The sequence below is a fragment of the Rhizobium sp. ZK1 genome (genome assembly GCF_047782645.1).
Taxonomy (GTDB): Bacteria; Pseudomonadota; Alphaproteobacteria; order Rhizobiales; family Rhizobiaceae; genus Rhizobium.
Genome location: NZ_CP180586.1, coordinates 2,893,396 through 2,909,614 on the forward strand (window position 1 = coordinate 2,893,396; position 16,219 = coordinate 2,909,614).

At 59.6% G+C, this 16,219-nt stretch carries 12 protein-coding genes; 9 read left to right on the forward strand and 3 right to left on the reverse strand.

Features of this window, described 5'->3' with window-relative positions; translation table 11 throughout:
* Positions 1-32: 32 nt before the first annotated feature.
* The 4 genes from choW to ACK9YZ_RS14935 all read left to right on the forward strand — a co-directional run bounded on the left by choW (position 33) and on the right by ACK9YZ_RS14935 (position 3,244).
* Complete coding sequence (choW, locus tag ACK9YZ_RS14920) at positions 33-878, forward strand: choline ABC transporter permease subunit (RefSeq protein WP_216755423.1); 846 nt, start codon at positions 33-35, stop codon at positions 876-878.
* On the forward strand, positions 875-1,921 hold the full coding sequence (gene choV, locus ACK9YZ_RS14925; protein ID WP_216755424.1) for a choline ABC transporter ATP-binding protein: 1,047 nt from the start codon (positions 875-877) through the stop codon (positions 1,919-1,921). Before choW ends, choV begins: the two co-directional genes overlap by 4 nt.
* Positions 1,922-2,061: 140 nt before the next feature.
* Positions 2,062-2,811: a HugZ family protein gene (locus ACK9YZ_RS14930; protein WP_416064330.1), complete on the forward strand. Its 750-nt coding sequence runs from the start codon at positions 2,062-2,064 to the stop codon at positions 2,809-2,811.
* A 115-nt stretch (positions 2,812-2,926) separates the two neighbouring features.
* Positions 2,927-3,244 carry an ArsR/SmtB family transcription factor gene (locus tag ACK9YZ_RS14935; RefSeq protein ID WP_183731754.1) on the forward strand — a complete coding sequence of 106 codons (318 nt, stop codon included), beginning with the start codon at positions 2,927-2,929 and terminating at the stop codon, positions 3,242-3,244.
* A gap of 143 nt (positions 3,245-3,387) precedes the next feature.
* Here ACK9YZ_RS14935 and ACK9YZ_RS14940 read toward each other — a convergent pair whose 3' ends face one another.
* Positions 3,388-5,361: a PhoX family protein gene (locus ACK9YZ_RS14940; RefSeq protein WP_416064331.1), complete on the reverse strand. Its 1,974-nt coding sequence runs from the start codon at positions 5,359-5,361 to the stop codon at positions 3,388-3,390.
* Positions 5,362-5,609: 248 nt separating this feature from the next.
* Here ACK9YZ_RS14940 and ACK9YZ_RS14945 point away from each other — a divergent pair, with 248 nt between their 5' ends.
* Both ACK9YZ_RS14945 and ACK9YZ_RS14950 read left to right on the forward strand, forming a co-directional pair.
* Complete coding sequence (locus ACK9YZ_RS14945) at positions 5,610-6,938, forward strand: aspartate aminotransferase family protein (RefSeq protein ID WP_416064332.1); 1,329 nt, start codon at positions 5,610-5,612, stop codon at positions 6,936-6,938.
* A gap of 158 nt (positions 6,939-7,096) precedes the next feature.
* On the forward strand, positions 7,097-8,155 hold the full coding sequence (locus ACK9YZ_RS14950; RefSeq protein WP_416064333.1) for an alpha/beta hydrolase family protein: 1,059 nt from the start codon (positions 7,097-7,099) through the stop codon (positions 8,153-8,155).
* 106 nt (positions 8,156-8,261) lie between these two features.
* Here the strand turns inward: ACK9YZ_RS14950 and ACK9YZ_RS14955 are convergent, their stop codons facing one another.
* The gene (locus ACK9YZ_RS14955) at positions 8,262-9,173 is read right to left on the reverse strand and encodes an HD-GYP domain-containing protein (protein ID WP_416064334.1); all 912 of its coding nucleotides are present in this window, start codon (positions 9,171-9,173) and stop codon (positions 8,262-8,264) included.
* Positions 9,174-9,799: 626 nt separating this feature from the next.
* Between ACK9YZ_RS14955 and ACK9YZ_RS14960 the strand changes: the two genes are divergently transcribed.
* Positions 9,800-10,903 carry a branched-chain amino acid ABC transporter substrate-binding protein gene (locus ACK9YZ_RS14960; RefSeq protein ID WP_416064335.1) on the forward strand — a complete coding sequence of 368 codons (1,104 nt, stop codon included), beginning with the start codon at positions 9,800-9,802 and terminating at the stop codon, positions 10,901-10,903.
* A 116-nt stretch (positions 10,904-11,019) separates the two neighbouring features.
* Complete coding sequence (ade, locus tag ACK9YZ_RS14965) at positions 11,020-12,717, forward strand: adenine deaminase (RefSeq protein ID WP_416064336.1); 1,698 nt, start codon at positions 11,020-11,022, stop codon at positions 12,715-12,717.
* Here the strand turns inward: ade and ACK9YZ_RS14970 are convergent.
* Positions 12,710-14,359 carry an alpha-glucosidase family protein gene (locus ACK9YZ_RS14970; protein ID WP_416064337.1) on the reverse strand — a complete coding sequence of 550 codons (1,650 nt, stop codon included), beginning with the start codon at positions 14,357-14,359 and terminating at the stop codon, positions 12,710-12,712. The genes ade and ACK9YZ_RS14970 overlap by 8 nt on opposite strands.
* 275 nt (positions 14,360-14,634) lie before the next feature.
* Between ACK9YZ_RS14970 and ACK9YZ_RS14975 the strand changes: the two genes are divergently transcribed.
* On the forward strand, positions 14,635-16,215 hold the full coding sequence (locus ACK9YZ_RS14975) for a peptide ABC transporter substrate-binding protein (protein ID WP_416064338.1): 1,581 nt from the start codon (positions 14,635-14,637) through the stop codon (positions 16,213-16,215).
* The last annotated feature ends 4 nt before the right edge of the window (positions 16,216-16,219 follow it).

The window sequence follows — 16,219 nt, forward strand, 5'->3', positions numbered from 1 at the left end:
GATCTTCGTTCTCAAAAAGACAGGCGCGCCTCGTGAATTGGATCACTGACGCTAAAATTCCCATTGGCCCCTGGGCCAAATCCTTTGTCGATTGGCTGACATCGAACGGCGACTGGTTTTTCAACCAACTCTCCGCCCTGTTGTCGTACGTCATTAATGCCTTGCTTTTCGTGCTGCAGACGCCCAATCCGCTGGTTGCCGTCCTTGCCATCAGCCTCCTCGCCTGGTGGCTGCGCCGGTCGATAGCAGTTGCGGTCTTCACCTGTCTTGGGCTGCTGCTCATCATGAACCAGGGCTACTGGAAGGAGACGACGGAAACACTGGCGCTCGTGCTCGCCGCGACCTTCGTCAGCATGGTGGCCGGCATTCCGCTCGGCATTGCGGCTGCCCGCCGCGCCTGGATCTATGCCGCCATGCGGCCCGTCCTGGATCTCATGCAGACCATTCCAACCTTCGTTTATCTCATTCCAGCACTTATCCTTTTCGGTCTCGGCATGGTGCCTGGTCTGATCGCAACCGTCATCTTCGCGATTCCCGCTCCCATCCGCCTCACTCGTCTCGGCATCATCTCGACGCCCCCCTCCCTCGTCGAAGCCGCCGTCGCTTTCGGCGCGACGCCGGTTCAGGTTCTTCGCAAGGTCGAGTTACCCTTTGCAACGCCGCAGATCATGGCCGGTCTAACACAGACCATCATGCTCTCCCTCTCGATGGTCGTCATCGCCGCCCTCGTTGGCGCTCCCGGTCTCGGCGTGCCGGTCGTGCGTGCCTTGAACACCGTCAACATCGCCAAGGGTTTTGAGGCCGGCTTCTGCATCGTCATCCTGGCAATCATTCTGGACCGCATGTTCCGCACAGCAGGCGAAGGAGACGTCGCATGACTGCGGTTAGTTTCAACGACGTTAGCATCATCTTCGGCGACCGGCCGGAAACAGGGCTCGCCATGGTCGACCAGGGTCGCTCACGCGACGAGATCGGCGCCGAGACCGGCCTCGTTCTCGGCGTCGCCAATGCCTCGCTGACGATAGAGGAAGGCGAAATCCTCGTGTTGATGGGCCTTTCGGGTTCCGGCAAGTCGACGCTCCTGCGGGCCGTCAACGGACTTGCGCCCGTCGTGCGCGGCGACGTCGCCGTCTCCACGGCAACGGGGCCGGTAAACCCCTACAAATGCAATGCCAAGGCGCTGCGCGACCTGCGCACGCATACGGTCTCCATGGTGTTCCAGCAGTTCGCCCTGCTGCCCTGGCGCACCGTTGCCGAGAATGTCGGTTTCGGCCTCGAACTCTCGGGCGTGCGGGAAGCCGAGCGCAAGAGCCGGGTCGGCGAACAACTCGAACTCGTCAACCTGACGAAATGGGCAGACCGCAAGGTCAACGAACTCTCCGGCGGCATGCAGCAGCGCGTCGGCCTTGCCCGCGCATTCGCCACCGGTGCTCCGATCCTGCTGATGGACGAGCCGTTCTCCGCGCTCGATCCACTGATCCGCACACGACTGCAGGACGAGCTGCTGGAATTCCAGCGGCGACTGAAGAAGACCATCCTCTTCGTCAGCCACGATCTCGATGAGGCCTTCCGCATCGGCAATCGCATCGCCATCATGGAGGGTGGGCGGATCATCCAATGCGGAACGCCGCAGGAAATCGTCAAGAATCCGGCCGATCAGTATGTTGCCGACTTCGTGCAGAACATGAACCCAATCAACATGCTGATGGCCTCTGACGTCATGCAGCCCGGGCTGGGCGATGCGGCAATCGGCATGTCGGTCAGCGCCACTGCGCGCCCCACGACGCCGCTTGTCGATATCCTCGACGCCCTCTCCCGACAGCCCGGCAGTATCGGCGTAGTCGACAACGGCCAGATCGTCGGCACGATCTCGGCGCAGGATGTCGTCACCGGCCTCACGCGGCACAAGCGGAAGGAATAAAGCATGTCGCGCAAAAGTGTGCAGCGGTTTTGCGATAACGACATGCATCAACCAAAGAACTAAAGCGTGGCAAGCGAATCCTAGAGATCGCGACGCGCTTTAGCCTTGATCCTTTCACTCCGCTTTGCAACATGGCGGATATGAAAGAACCATCCTCCAAGCTCCGCGAAACCGACGACGAGGCCCGCAAACTCGCACGCACCCTGCTGCGCTCCGCCCGCTATGCGGCCCTCGCCGTTCTCGATCCTGAAACCGGCTTTCCCTTCGCAAGCCGGGTTCTTCTCGGCACTGACATAGACGGCGTGCCCATCATTCTCGTTTCCGCGCTCTCTACTCACACGAAGGCGCTCGCCGCCGATGCCAGAGCCTCGCTCCTGACCGGCGAGCCTGGCAAGGGCGATCCGCTCGCCCATGCCCGCCTGACGACCCAATGCCGTGCGGAACAGGTGGAGCGGGATACGCCCCTCCACGCGCGCATCCGCACCCGTTTTCTCAATCGTCACGCCAAGGCGAAACTCTATATCGATTTCCCGGATTTCCGTTTCTTTCGCCTCATCCCGCAATCGGCCAGCCTTAATGGCGGATTCGGCCGTGCTTACATTTTAGACGGCAGCGATCTCGTGATTCACTCGGAGGCAAATGATGACATCGCCGAAAAAGCTGACGCTGCAGTGCAAGATTTAGTAGCGCGCCATCCGACTCTGATGACAGCGCTGGCATCTAGGCTAAAGGCGCCCGAAGCAGGTCCCTGGCACATATGTGGGGTGGATTCCGCGGGTTTTGATATGATTTCAGGTGACTTATTGTTGCGTTGCGAGTTCGACATACCCGCGGAGGATTTGGATCACATTTGTTCAAACATATCTAAAATAGCATACCTGATACCTTAAATTTAGGTATATACAATCTTCAAGCCCAATTGCTAGTTTTTGACGTCAGTCAAAGAACCGTCTGACGGCCTGTGCCTGTACGGATGATGTACGTTTCGCATTAGGAAGAAAAAATATGGAAACCTCTGATTTGGCCGATCACACCAATGTGGCGGCAGCTTTATTATCGGCCATGGCCAACCCCAAGCGTTTGCTGATCCTCACCAGCCTGGTAAAGGGAGAAGTGCCTGTCGGCGTTCTCGCGACCCAGGTCGGCCTGAGCCAGTCGGCCCTCTCCCAGCATCTGTCGAAATTGCGCGCTCAGAAGCTGGTCAAGACCCGTCGCGATGCACAGACGATCTATTATTCCAGCAACTCCGAGCCGGTCATGAAAATCCTTGCAACACTCGAGGATATCTACGTGACACAGAACCGGAGTAGGTCTGCAGCCTGATGTTAGCGCTGACATGATGTTAGTCTGAGCAGTATCGGAGGAGATGTTTCCTCCGATACTGCTCGCGCTATTTCAGCTCGTGAAGCGTTGGAGACCGGCAATTCGCGAGAATTGCCGGTCTCTTTTGATTGCGAAAAGCGGGCTTAGCTGCCCACCACTTCATTGTTGCCGCGGGTCAGCACGACGAGCGACGGACGAGCCGGTACGCCCGGCTTGAAGTCCGGCCAACTGGTGCCGGCATCTTCCATCGAGGTCGCATCTTCGTTGTCGGCCATGCGCAATTCGCCCGGATGCTGGACCGAGAGGAAAACGCTGGAGCCGTCGGACGTGAAGGTCGGCGAGCAGGTCTCCGAACCGACAGGGGCGATATAGATGAGCTTCGGCAGGGCGCGGCCCGGACCTTCCGTATCCATCACATAGACGGAATCGGCGATGCCTTCCGGTGGCGGACCGTCGGTGGTCACCCAGAGGCGGCCCGCCGGATCGACGGCAAGGTTGTCGGGATCGGTGAACCAGCCAGCCGAGGTGGTCGCCGGGTGGAACATCGCCTGGTCTTCGGGCTTTGACGGATCGCCGCAGAGCACGAAAACGTCCCACTTGAAGCTTTCGGCCGCATAATCCGGCTTATCCGGACCGCCAGGAGCTACCAGCTCCAGCAGATGCCCATGCGGATTGGGGCCGCGCGGATTGGCGACGTTGACCTGTTCCTTCTCGTCGTCACCCTGCCCCTTCGGCAGGCGGTCTTCGTTCTCCGTCATGGCAACATAGAGCTTGCCGGTGCCGAGATGCGGGATGAAGCCTTCCGGCCCATCCATCGGCGTAGCACCTACGAGGTCCGCGGCGGCGCGTGTCGCAAGAACCACATCTGCTTGTGTCTTGAAGCCGGCTTCCGCCGTCAGCGGGCCTTCGCCGGCGACCAGCGGGATCCAGCGCATCGTGCCGTCGCTTTCGAACTTGGCGACCGACAGCGTACCGTGGTCGAGCAGGTCCTTGTTGGCGGCGCGATCATTGGGGTTCCACGGATCGCGGGTGACGAAGCGGTAGATATATTCGAAATCGTCATCATCGCCCATGAACACCACGACGCGTCCGTCAGGGGCGACGCAACATTGCGCGCCTTCATGCGTCATGCGGCCGAGCGACGTGCGCTTGACCGGCTTTGCCGAGGGATCGAACGGATCGATTTCGACGACCCAGTCGAAGCGCATCCATTCATTCGGCTCCTCCTCGAACTTGAAGCGCGGCTCGACGCGGCTGACGGAATAGATGTCGTTCTCATCCTCGTCCCAGCCCTGTCGCTCGACCAGTTCCTGGTTCGCCAGCTTGGTATAGTCGCCGGCAAAAACGTCCATTGCGCCTTCTTCGCCCGAGAGCATCGTGCCCCAAGGCGTGATACCGCCATTGCAGTTCGAGATCGTGCCGAAGACCATCTTGCCGGTCGGGTCAGCCTTGGTCTTGAGGCGATCGTCGCCGGCGGCCGGGCCGGAAATGCCGATTTCCGTGCTCATGTGGATGCGGCGGTTATATTTGCCGTCCTTGACGACCTGCCACCGGTTGCCGTCCTTGCGCACTTCGAAAACCGAGACGCCGACAGCGGCCATCACCGCCCGGATCTGGTCCTCGGTCATCTTCTCACGGTAATTGTCCGCCGTCAGTCCCGGAAACATCAGGAAGGGCGTGGCATATTCATGGCTGACGACCATCAGGCCATGATCGGAGCTCTTCTCGCCCCAGGGCAGCGGCAGGAACTGCGTGAAATCGTTGTTGTAGCCGAACTGGCGCTCGGCGGTCTTGCCGTCGAGCTTGGCGACATCGAATTCCGGGCTGTCGTTGAAGAGTGCGTCACCCCAGCGAATGAGGATCTGGCGCTCGTAACCATCAGGCCAGTGGTCGGCAGCGTCACGCACACGCTTCAGTTCGGGGAAAGTAAGCGTCGACTCGGCGGCTTCAGCCTTCCTTGCTTCGAGCGCCGGCGCAAAAGCGGCTGCACCCATGGCTGCGATGAAGCCCTTCAGAACGGTACGGCGACGAACGCCTTCTTCGAGAATGGTGCCGTAGCTCGGCGCAAATGCACGCCGCGGATTGGGACGCGGTCTGGTCTTCTGGCGGTCCGTCATGACTACCTCCGGTAAAATGGTTGAATTTCAAGGAAATGAATGGAATGCCCTCGGCCATTGCGGCCATCGATTTTTGTAGCGATGCCGGGCGAAGGATTGATGACGCCCGACGTGTCCGGGAACATCAGAAGGCGACGCTTCTCTGGCTTGACGCCTTGCCGGGCGCTGATAATTTGACCGGGCAGTAAAAATATAATCGGCGCCAAGCTTAAAACGGGAACGGCCTCCCCAACGGCCAGGAGAACAGCATGTCCAATCGCCTGAATGCAACGCCAAACGACCTTCGCGCCTTTTGGATGCCCTTTACCGCGAACCGTCAGTTCAAGAAGGAACCGCGCCTCTTCGTGGGTGCGAAGGATATGTATTACCAAACCCATGACGGCCGTCAGGTTCTGGACGGTACGGCTGGCCTCTGGTGCGTGAATGCCGGACACTGCCGCCCGAAGATCACCGAAGCGATCCGCGAGCAGGCGGGCGAACTCGACTACGCCCCGGCCTTTCAGCTCGGCCATCCCAAGGCTTTCGAACTCGCCAATCGCCTGGTCGACATCGCACCCGAGGGCATGAACCATGTCCTCTATACCAATTCCGGTTCTGAATCGGTCGAAACGGCGCTCAAGGTGGCGCTCGCCTATCACCGCGTGAAGGGCAATGGCTCACGCTTCCGCCTGATCGGCCGCGAGCGTGGCTATCACGGCGTCAATTTCGGCGGCATCTCCGTCGGCGGCATCGTCACCAACCGCAAGATGTTCGGCACGCTGCTGACCGGCGTCGACCACATGCCCCACACTCATCTGCCCGGCAAGAACAACTTTACCCGCGGCGAACCCGAGCATGGCGGCGATATCGCCACCGAACTCGAGCGCATCGTCACCCTGCATGACGCGTCCACCGTCGCCGCCGTCATCGTCGAGCCGGTCGCCGGCTCCACCGGCGTTCTCATTCCGCCGAAGGGCTATCTGCAGAAGCTGCGTGAAATCTGCACCAAGCACGGCATCCTGCTGATCTTCGATGAAGTCATCACCGGATTCGGCCGCCTCGGCGCACCCTTCGCCGCTCAGTATTACGACGTGAAGCCCGACATCATCACCACCGCCAAGGGTCTGACCAACGGCGTCATCCCGATGGGCGCCGTCTTCGTGACCTCGGAAATCCATGATGCCTTCATGAACGGCCCCGAGCACATGATCGAGTTCTTCCACGGTTATACTTATTCCGGGAACCCGATCGCTTCGGCCGCAGCACTTGCGACGCTCGACACCTACAAGGAAGAAGGCCTGCTGACCCGCGCAGCCGAGCTTTCCGACTACTGGGCCGACGCGCTGCACTCGCTCAAGGATTGCCCCAACGTCATCGACATCAGAAATACGGGCCTCATCGGCGCCATCGAGCTCGACCCGATCGCCGGCGAGCCGACCAAACGCGCCTTCACGGCCTTCCTCAAGGCTTACGAAAGCGGCCTGCTGATCCGCACGACGGGCGACATCATCGCGCTCTCCCCGCCGCTGATCATCGAGAAGAAGCACATCGACGAGCTCTTCGGCAAGCTGCGTACGATCCTGCAGAACAATATCTGAACTCGATCGTCCTGATTGAATGCATCTTTCTGATTGAATTTAAGGGCGAGGCTCAGGCCTCGCCCTTTCCTTTTGATGTCGGCGACCTTGATCGCGTTATCGGTCTCCGGTGTGACGGATTTCCTGCAGACAGGGCAAATCAACCCTATGGAGATCTCATGCAAAGACTTGCCATCCTTCTCTCCTTCACCCTGTTACTGGCACCGGCAGCACATGCCGGAACCGGCTTTCGCGAAACCACCCTGCCTGTCAAAAACGCCGATCGTCCTGTCCATGTCAGCATCTGGTATCCAACGGTATCGGACGTCACCCCGGTCCTTCTCGGCGAAACGCCAGCCTTTATCGGCCAGCCCGTCATCAGGGATGCCGAACCCATGGCCGGCCCGCATCCGCTGGTCGTACTCTCCCATGGTTACGGTGGCAGCTGGCGCAACCTCGCCTGGCTCGCCGCCGATCTCGTGGAAGCAGGCTATGTCGTGGCCGCACCCGATCATCCCGGCACGACCACATTCGACATGCGAAAGCCCGATGCCATCGAACTATGGAAGCGCCCCGGCGACCTCAGCCGCACGATCCACGCCCTGCTCGACAATCCCGATCTTGCGGGCGGCGTGGCATCCGATCGGATTGCCGCCATCGGCCATTCACTCGGCGGCTGGACGGTCGTCGAACTGGCGGGCGGCCGCTTCGACGCGGCCAAGGTGGCGAAGAACTGCATGGCTGAATTCAGCCCGATCTACTGCAGAATATTCGAGGCGCTCGGCATCGGGCGCAATGCAGCCTCCGATGCAGCGATGGCCGCCGATCTCAGCGACCCGAGAATCCGTGCCGTCGTGACGCTCGACCTCGGACCCGGCCGCGGGCTGACACCAGAGAGCCTCGCGGCAATCGATGTTCCCGTCATGGTGCTGGGCGCTGCTGACGACGTCGATGGAGACACGGCAACCAAGGCGGACATAGCCGCCACGAACAAGGATTCCGGCTACCTTGCCCGCTATCTGCCGCCAGCGACGACCACCTACACTCTTATCCCCGGATCGCTGCATTTCAGCTTCATGCAACCCTGCAAGCCCGGCGCAGCAGAACTGATCGAGAAGGAAGCGCCAGGGGAGAGCATCGTCTGCCGGGATGGCGTCGGCGCAGATCGCGGAACGATTCACCGGCAGGTTTCCAACATGATCACGGATTTCCTGGGAAAGGCGCTCGCCGATCAATAGAGTAGCTTCCTTGTCCTGCGCGCTTTCGGGGTGCCACGGATCACGAAGAAACTCGGCCTGCGGCGGATCAGATCCCCGCAGGCCTTGTGTGACGAGACAGATACGCTCAGGAAACGGAGGCGATCGACAGGCAGAGGGCGAATTTTTTGACGAGCCGGCGATCGAAATGCCCTTCATTGGCCAGCATCCAGCTCAGCGCCTCCTTCGCGCTCCACGCAGCCTTGTAGGGGCGCGCCGAAGTAACGGCGTCATAGACATCGCAAATCGCGGCGAGACGTGCGTGAAGGCTGATCTCGCCGTGGGAGAGCTTGCGCGGATAACCCTTGCCGTCAATGCGTTCGTGATGGTTCAGGCAGACGTCGAGGACGATTTCCGGCATGCCCTCCTGGCGCGACAGGATCGCATGCCCTTTCGCCGGATGATCTCGGATCAATTGGATCTCGTCCTCATTCAGGCGTCCTTCCTTGTTGAGCACTTCAAGAGGAATTTCGAGCTTACCGACATCATGCAATAGCCCGGCCGTGCCGAGCGTCTGCACCAGTTCCTCGTTCAGTCCGAGATGACGGCTGAAAAGGATCATCAAGGCACTGACCGAAAGGGAATGCAGAAAGGTTACTTCGTCCTTGGATTTCAGCCGGGTAACGCTGATGAAGACGGCCGGGTGGTCATCCATTGATTTGGAAACGGAGGAAATTACCGGCTCGACCTGATCGACGGCGATCGCATCTCCGCCTTGCAGCCGACCGAAGACATTTTCCAGCACCTCGACCGATTTCTGAATGGTCTCGCGCGCTGCCCTGACGTCGATCTCGATCTTATGTGAGGTGTTCCTGACATCGAGGCCCTTGGTCGTGTTGATCACGACGCCCGTATCCGCGCACTCGTTAAGCTTCAGCGTATCACTCTCACGTCGCAGTAAGAACCGTCGCCGAGATAGAAGAGGATCTTGCCAGATGCCCTCGACCATCTCGATGAACATTCCGGTTCGTACCTGCCTGGCTTCAATACGCTTGAGCATCCAGATATCTGTTCCCGTTATATGCCTGTATCGATAAATCGGATACTTTTTCGCACCGCAATAAATACTAGGGAATGATAGTTATATTGGGATTCTTAGAATCAATTGTTAACTCGCTAAAACAGTAAAACCAAAACAGCGGTCAGCGGCGTCATTACCAGATACCCGCTTATCCGCAGCCGTAGATATGCTCTGTCGGAGAAGCTTCGCCTCGACTTTCTGCAAAGGTTGCAAGTCATTTACGGCTAAAAGCATGCGGTCGGAAAAATCTCGGCCGGACACCTGCAGATTGAGACTGCCCTGACACCGTCGCGGCAAGCCGAGGAATGGTCGCGACAACGCAGACCGAAAATTGCGGAAGATGGATTGAAAAATCAAAAAAATCGCGCGCAATCTTTCCAGATTTGGCGAAAATGATCCCGATCTTGTTATCAACTTGCGGAATCTTCCCGAAATTTCTAGAAATCTTGCCATGCGCCGGGCGAGCCAAATATGGCCGCGAGGCTCATTGATCGCGCAGCTTTTCCTCGTCCTTGGCACGCTCCCAAAGGGATCGCTGACAAAAGAAGCGGCCTGCGCGGCAAGCAACCGGTGGTCGAAGACGACCCTACCCAAGGAGACAGAACATGACCCTGAAGACTCTGACGGCGACGCTCGTCGCCTCGCTGGCATTTGCACCGCTCGCGCATGCGGATATCACCATCGGCCTCATCGCGCCGCTGACCGGTCCGGTGGCGGCTTACGGCGACCAGGTAAAGAATGGCGCGCAGACCGCCGTCGACGAAATTAACAAGAACGGCGGCATTCTCGGCGAGAAGGTCGTGCTCGAACTGGCCGACGATGCCGGCGAGCCGAAGCAGGGCGTTTCCGCCGCGAACAAGGTTGTCGGCGACGGCATCCGCTTCGTCGTCGGCCCGGTCACCTCCGGTGTCGCCATTCCGGTTTCCGACGTTCTGGCCGAAAATGGCGTACTGATGGTCACTCCGACTGCAACAGCACCTGACCTGACCAAGCGTGGCCTGACCAACGTTCTGCGCACCTGCGGCCGCGACGACCAGCAGGCCGAAGTCGCCGCCAAATACGTTCTCGAACACTTCAAGGACAAGCGCATCGCCATCATCAACGACAAGGGCGCTTACGGTAAAGGTCTCGCAGACGCCTTCAAGGCAACGCTGAATGCCGGCGGCATCACCGAAGTCATCAACGACTCCATTACGCCTGGCGACAAGGACTTCTCCGCTCTGACCACCCGCATCAAGGCCGAGAAAGTCGATCTCGTCTATTTCGGCGGCTACCACCCGGAAGGCGGTCTGCTCGCCCGCCAGCTCCATGACCTCTCGGTCAATGCCCAAATCATCGGCGGCGACGGTCTCTCCAACACCGAGTTCTGGACGATCGGCACGGATGCAGCAGGCGGCACGCTGTTCACCAATGCTTCGGACGCCACCAAGAGCCCGGACTCCAAGACCGCTGCCGATGCGCTCGCCGCCAAGAACATTCCGGCCGAAGCCTTCACGCTGAACGCCTATGCTGCCGTCGAAGTCCTGAAAGCCGGCATCGAAAAGGCCGGCAGCGCCGAGGATGCGGAAGCCGTTGCGGCTGCCCTGAAGAGCGGCGACCAGATCCCGACGGTCATCGGCAAGCTCACCTATGGCGAAACCGGCGACCTCTCCTCGCAGAGCTTCTCGCTCTACAAGTGGGAAGGCGGCAAGATCGTTGCTGCCGAGTAATCGAGCGAATGGAACATGCGACCGGGCGCCAATGGCGCCCGGTTTTGTTTGCGGGCATCGAATCCGCGAACAGATGCGCTATAACTCGCGGAATCGATTGCATTGCGAGGACAGATATGATCGCCAAGCTCGAACGTCTCATCGATCAGGGTGTGGGTCGCATGCCTGCCGATATCGTCCTGAAAGGCGGACACTTCTTCGACCTCGTGACGGGTGAACTCGTCCAGTCGGACATCGCCATCGGCGGCGAGCGTGTGATCGGGACCTGCGGCAACTACAGCGGCGAGACGGAGATCGACATTTCCGGCAAGATCGTCGTTCCCGGCTTCATCGATACGCATCTGCACATCGAATCCTCGCTCGTCACGCCGCATGAATTCGACCGCTGCGTGCTGCCTTACGGCGTGACGACAGTGATCTGCGACCCTCATGAGATCGCCAATGTGCTCGGCAAAGAAGGCATTGAATTCTTCCTCGCCTCGGCGTTGGAAACGATCATGGATATCCGCGTCCAGCTTTCCTCCTGTGTGCCAGCCACACATCTTGAAACATCCGGCGCCGACCTGCCGGTCGAAAGCCTCCTGCCTTATCGCGATCATCCCAAGGTCATCGGCCTTGCCGAATTCATGAATTTCCCCGGCGTAATCCACAAGGATCCCGTCTGCATGGCGAAGCTCGAGGCTTTCCAGGGCGGCCATATCGACGGGCATGCTCCGTTGCTCTCAGGCAATGATCTGAACGGTTATCTCTCCGCCGGCATCCGCACCGAGCATGAATGCACGAGCGCGGCCGAAGCGCTGGAGAAAATTCGCAAAGGCGTGCATATCCTTGTGCGCGAGGGCTCCGTCTCTAAGGATCTGCACGCCCTGATGCCCATCATCACCGAACGCCTCTCGCCATACCTCGCGCTCTGCACCGATGACCGCAATCCGCTCGATATCGCCGAGCAGGGCCATCTCGACTATATGATCCGCACGGCGATCTCCAAAGGCGTCGAGCCGCTGGCTGTCTACCGCGCCGCCTCGATCTCGGCTGCCCGCGCCTTCGGCTTGCGTGACCGCGGCCTCATTGCGCCCGGCTGGCGGGCCGATCTTGTCATTATCGACAGCCTGGAGAACTGCGTGGCGGATATGGTCTTCTCGGCCGGCCGCCACGTCACCGACGCGCTCTTTGCCACCCGCAAATCCGTGCCGCCTGTCGGCCTCGACAGCGTCAAGGCACGGCCGGTCAATGCGGCCCATTTCGGCGTGCCTGTTTCGGAGGGAGAAACACCCGTCATCGGCGTCATGCCCGGCAAGATCATCACCGAGCATCGCCGCTACCGCCTGCCGGCTAGGGGCAACCAGACCACCGTCGATCTCGGCAACGACATCATCAAGGTCGCCGTCATCGAGCGCCACGGCAAGAACGGCAACCATGCAAACGGTTTCGTCCAGGGCTTCGGATTGAAGAAAGGCGCCATCGCCTCGACGGTCGGCCATGACAGCCACAATATCTGCGTCGTCGGCGTTAGCGAGGATGACATGGCTCTTGCGGCCAATCGTCTCGGCGAGATCAAGGGCGGCTTCGTCGTCGTCGAGGACGGCAAAGTCACCGCCGAAATCGCGCTTCCTGTCGCCGGCCTGATGAGCCTGGAACCGTATGAGACGGTGCGCGACACGCTGCATCATCTGCGCAAGGCAGCCTACGCCCTCGGTACGACGCTGGAGGAACCCTTCCTGCAGGTCGCCTTCCTACCCCTGCCCGTGATTCCGCATTTGAAGATCTCGGACAAGGGGATGGTGGACGTCGATCGCTTCGCGCTGATCAGCTGATCCGAGCGCAGAAAGCGTCAAGCGCGTCGAGCTGCACTGTCTTCGCACTGGCGGCGGCATTGAAGCCGGGCATGGGCAATGGAGCGCCCAGCACCATGCCAGCGGGAAGCTGAAACTCCGCGGCTTCACGCGTCAGGTTGAAGACGAAGAGCAGCTTCTCGTCTCCCTTCTCGCGCACGAAGGCGAGCAGATCCTGATTGCTGCCGACGAATTCCATACTGCCGTCAAGCAGCGCCGGATGGCCCTTCCGGAATTCCAGTGTGCGCCGATAGTGGTGCAGAACCGAGCTATCGTTGTTCTCCTGAGTGTCCACGGAAAGCGCCGCCTGTTCATAGGGCACCGGCAGCCAGCTCTTCTCGGCGCTGGTGAAACCGGCATGCGCCTTGCCGGCTTCCCACGGCATCGGCGTGCGACATCCGTCACGGCCCTTGAAGGCCGGCCAGAAGCGGATGCCATAGGGATCGCGCAGGTCCTCGAAGGCAAGTTCCGCCTCCGGCAACCCCAGTTCCTCGCCCTGATAGAGGCAGATCGAACCGCGAAGTGCCGCAAGCACCGAAATCGCCAATTTGGCAATGACCGGACGCTCCTCTTCCGTCAGCGCGAAACGGCTGACATGGCGGTTGACGTCGTGATTGGAAAAGGCCCAGCAGACCCACCCGTCCTTCACCATGCGCTGGAAGGTCTCGACACAACCGCGAATGTGAGTGGCGGTGAAATCCGGCCGGAGCAGATCAAAAGTGTAACACATATGCAGCTTATCGCCGCCGCTCGTATAGGCCGCGACGGTCTTCAACGAACGTGCCCCGTCGCCGACTTCGCCAACGGTCGTGCGCCCTTCGTACTGATCGAGCAGAGCGCGGAAACGCTTGAGGAACTCGAGGTTCTCCGGCTGCGTCTTGTCATAAAGATGGTTCTGCATGCCATAAGGATTGGTATCGGGCGCATCGAGACCGACCTGATCCGGGTCCGGCTCGTGCGGCGGATTGTCTCGGAGCAGCTTGTCGCAGAAGTAATAATTCACCGTGTCCAGGCGGAATCCATCCACGCCGCGGTCGAGCCAGAACTTTACCGTCTTCAAGAGCGCATCCTGAACTTCCTTGCTGTGAAAGTTCAGGTCAGGCTGCGAGGTCAGGAAGTTGTGCTGGTAATATTGCCGGCGCACGCCATCCCATTCCCAGCCCGGCCCGCCGAAGATCGACAGCCAGTTGTTTGGCGCCGTCCCATCGGGCTTCGGATCAGCCCAGACATACCAGTCGGCCTTGTCGTTCGTGCGGCTGGAACGGCTTTCCACGAACCATGGATGCCGGTCGGACGTATGGGAAATCACCTGATCGATGATGACCTTTATGCCGAGCCTGTGGGCTTCCCCCATCATCGCATCGAAATCGTCGAGCGTGCCGAAAATCGGATCGACATCGCAATAGTCGGAGACGTCATACCCCATGTCGGCCATGGGCGACTTGAAGAAAGGCGACAGCCAGATCGCATCGACGCCGAGGCTTGCGATATGGGAGAGGCGCCGGGTTATCCCCTTGAGATCGCCGAGCCCGTCGCCATCAGTATCCTGAAACGAGCGCGGATAGACCTGATAGATCACCGCGCCGCGCCACCAATTCGCATTCCCGCCTGTCTGCAACGCCATGAACCGCCGTCTCCTGCTTCATTTCGCAAGCAACACTAGTGAGGGCGAGGCAAAAAACAACAGCTTAGTGGCGCGGTGAAGCGCGGGAGAAGGGGGGGCGCGATCGGACAAAAGGGAGACGCTTATAAGCTTGTCCACACCCGAATGCTACCCACCGGTTTAGGGGTTGCAACGCCAAACCTTTGCGTTAAGGTGCCGTTGACCTGCACGTAACAGGTCAAACCGGGAACAAATGACCAAAGAAAAGGCGAAAAGCCTAGAAAGGTGGACACACTATGTCCTTTTTCACGAAAAAATTTCTCGCGTCTGCAATGGTTGGCTCATTGCTCGCATTTTCGGCCCATGCGGCCACGCTGAATATCCATAACGGTGGCGACCCCACCTCGCTGGATCCGCAAAAACTCTCCGGCGACTGGGAAAACCGCATTGCCGGCGACATTTTCGAAGGCCTCGTCACTGAAGACGCCAAGGACAACCCGGTTCCCGGCCAGGCCGAAAGCTGGACCATTTCCCCCGATGGCAAGGTCTACACATTCAAGCTGCGTGACGGCATCAAGTGGTCCGATGGCCAGCCGGTAACGGCCGGCGACTTCGTCTTCGCCTTCCAGCGCCTCGTCGACCCGAAGAACGCAGCCGACTACGCCTATCTGCAGTTCACCATCAAGAACGCGGAAAAGATCAACAAGGGTGAGATCACCGATCTGAACGAGCTCGGCGTCAAGGCTATCGACGACAAGACGCTTGAGATCACCCTTGAAAACCCGACCCCCTATTTCATCAACGCCCTGATGCACTACACGGCCTATCCGCTGCCGAAGCATGTCGTCGAGGCCAAGGGTCAGGACTGGGTCAAGATCGGCAACATCGTCACCAACGGTCCGTACAAGCCGGTCGAGTGGGTCCCCGGCTCGCACGTTACGACCGTCAAGAACGACCAGTATTACGGTGCCAAGGATCTGAAGATCGACGGCGCGAAGTTCTTCGTGCTCGAAGACCAGGAAGCCGCGCTGAAGCGCTACCGCGCTGGCGAATTCGATATCCTCACCGACTTCCCAACCGACCAGTATGAGTGGATGAAGAAGAACCTGCCGGGCCAGGCGCATGTCGCCCCCTTCTCCGGCCTCTACTACTACGTCATCAACTCGACCAAGCCGCCCTTCAACGACAAGCGCGTGCGCCAGGCTCTCTCCATGGCGATCAACCGCGAAGTCATCGGCCCGCAGATCCTTGGCACCGGCGAACTGCCGGCCTACTCCTGGGTTCCGCCGGGCACGGCAAACTATGGCGAACCGGCCTACGTTTCCTGGAAGGATCTTCCCTACAAGGATAAGGTCGAACAAGCCAAGAAGCTGCTGAAGGAAGCCGGTTTCGGTCCGGATCATCCGCTGACCACCGAGCTCAAGTACAACACCAACGACAACCACAAACGTATTGCTGTCGCGATCGCCTCCATGTGGAAGCCGCTTGGCGTCAATGTCGAGCTCGTCAACGCTGAAACGAAGGTCCACTACGATCAGTTGCAGCGTGGCGAAGTGCAGATCGGCCGTGCGGGCTGGCTTGCCGACTACAACGATCCGGACAACTTCCTGAACCTGCTCGTGACAGGCGTTCAGATGAACTATGGCCGCTGGTCAAATGCCGACTATGACAAGCTGATCAAGGAGGGCAACGCTCAGACCGATCTGACGAAGCGCGCCGAGATCTTCAAGAAGGCCGAACAGCTCGCGCTGGATGATTCCGCAGCACTGCCGATCTACTACTACGTCTCCAAGAACGTCGTCTCGCCCAAGATCGAGGGCTTCGTCGACAACGTTCAGGACATCCACCGTACGCGCTGGCTGTCCATTAAGGAATAAGGAT

Excerpts from the sequence above, each read along its gene's own strand:
- choV (WP_216755424.1), top strand. The coding sequence starts at position 875 with ATGACTGCGGTTAGTTTCAACGACGTTAGCATCATCTTCGGCGACCGG.
- ACK9YZ_RS14960 (WP_416064335.1), top strand. The coding sequence starts at position 9,800 with ATGACCCTGAAGACTCTGACGGCGACGCTCGTCGCCTCGCTGGCATTT.
- ACK9YZ_RS14950 (WP_416064333.1), top strand. The coding sequence starts at position 7,097 with ATGCAAAGACTTGCCATCCTTCTCTCCTTCACCCTGTTACTGGCACCG.
- ACK9YZ_RS14930 (WP_416064330.1), top strand. The coding sequence starts at position 2,062 with ATGAAAGAACCATCCTCCAAGCTCCGCGAAACCGACGACGAGGCCCGC.
- ACK9YZ_RS14970 (WP_416064337.1), bottom strand. The coding sequence starts at position 14,359 with ATGGCGTTGCAGACAGGCGGGAATGCGAATTGGTGGCGCGGCGCGGTG.
- ACK9YZ_RS14955 (WP_416064334.1), bottom strand. The coding sequence starts at position 9,173 with ATGCTCAAGCGTATTGAAGCCAGGCAGGTACGAACCGGAATGTTCATC.
- ACK9YZ_RS14975 (WP_416064338.1), top strand. The coding sequence starts at position 14,635 with ATGTCCTTTTTCACGAAAAAATTTCTCGCGTCTGCAATGGTTGGCTCA.
- ACK9YZ_RS14940 (WP_416064331.1), bottom strand. The coding sequence starts at position 5,361 with ATGACGGACCGCCAGAAGACCAGACCGCGTCCCAATCCGCGGCGTGCA.
- ade (WP_416064336.1), top strand. The coding sequence starts at position 11,020 with ATGATCGCCAAGCTCGAACGTCTCATCGATCAGGGTGTGGGTCGCATG.
- ACK9YZ_RS14935 (WP_183731754.1), top strand. The coding sequence starts at position 2,927 with ATGGAAACCTCTGATTTGGCCGATCACACCAATGTGGCGGCAGCTTTA.
- ACK9YZ_RS14945 (WP_416064332.1), top strand. The coding sequence starts at position 5,610 with ATGTCCAATCGCCTGAATGCAACGCCAAACGACCTTCGCGCCTTTTGG.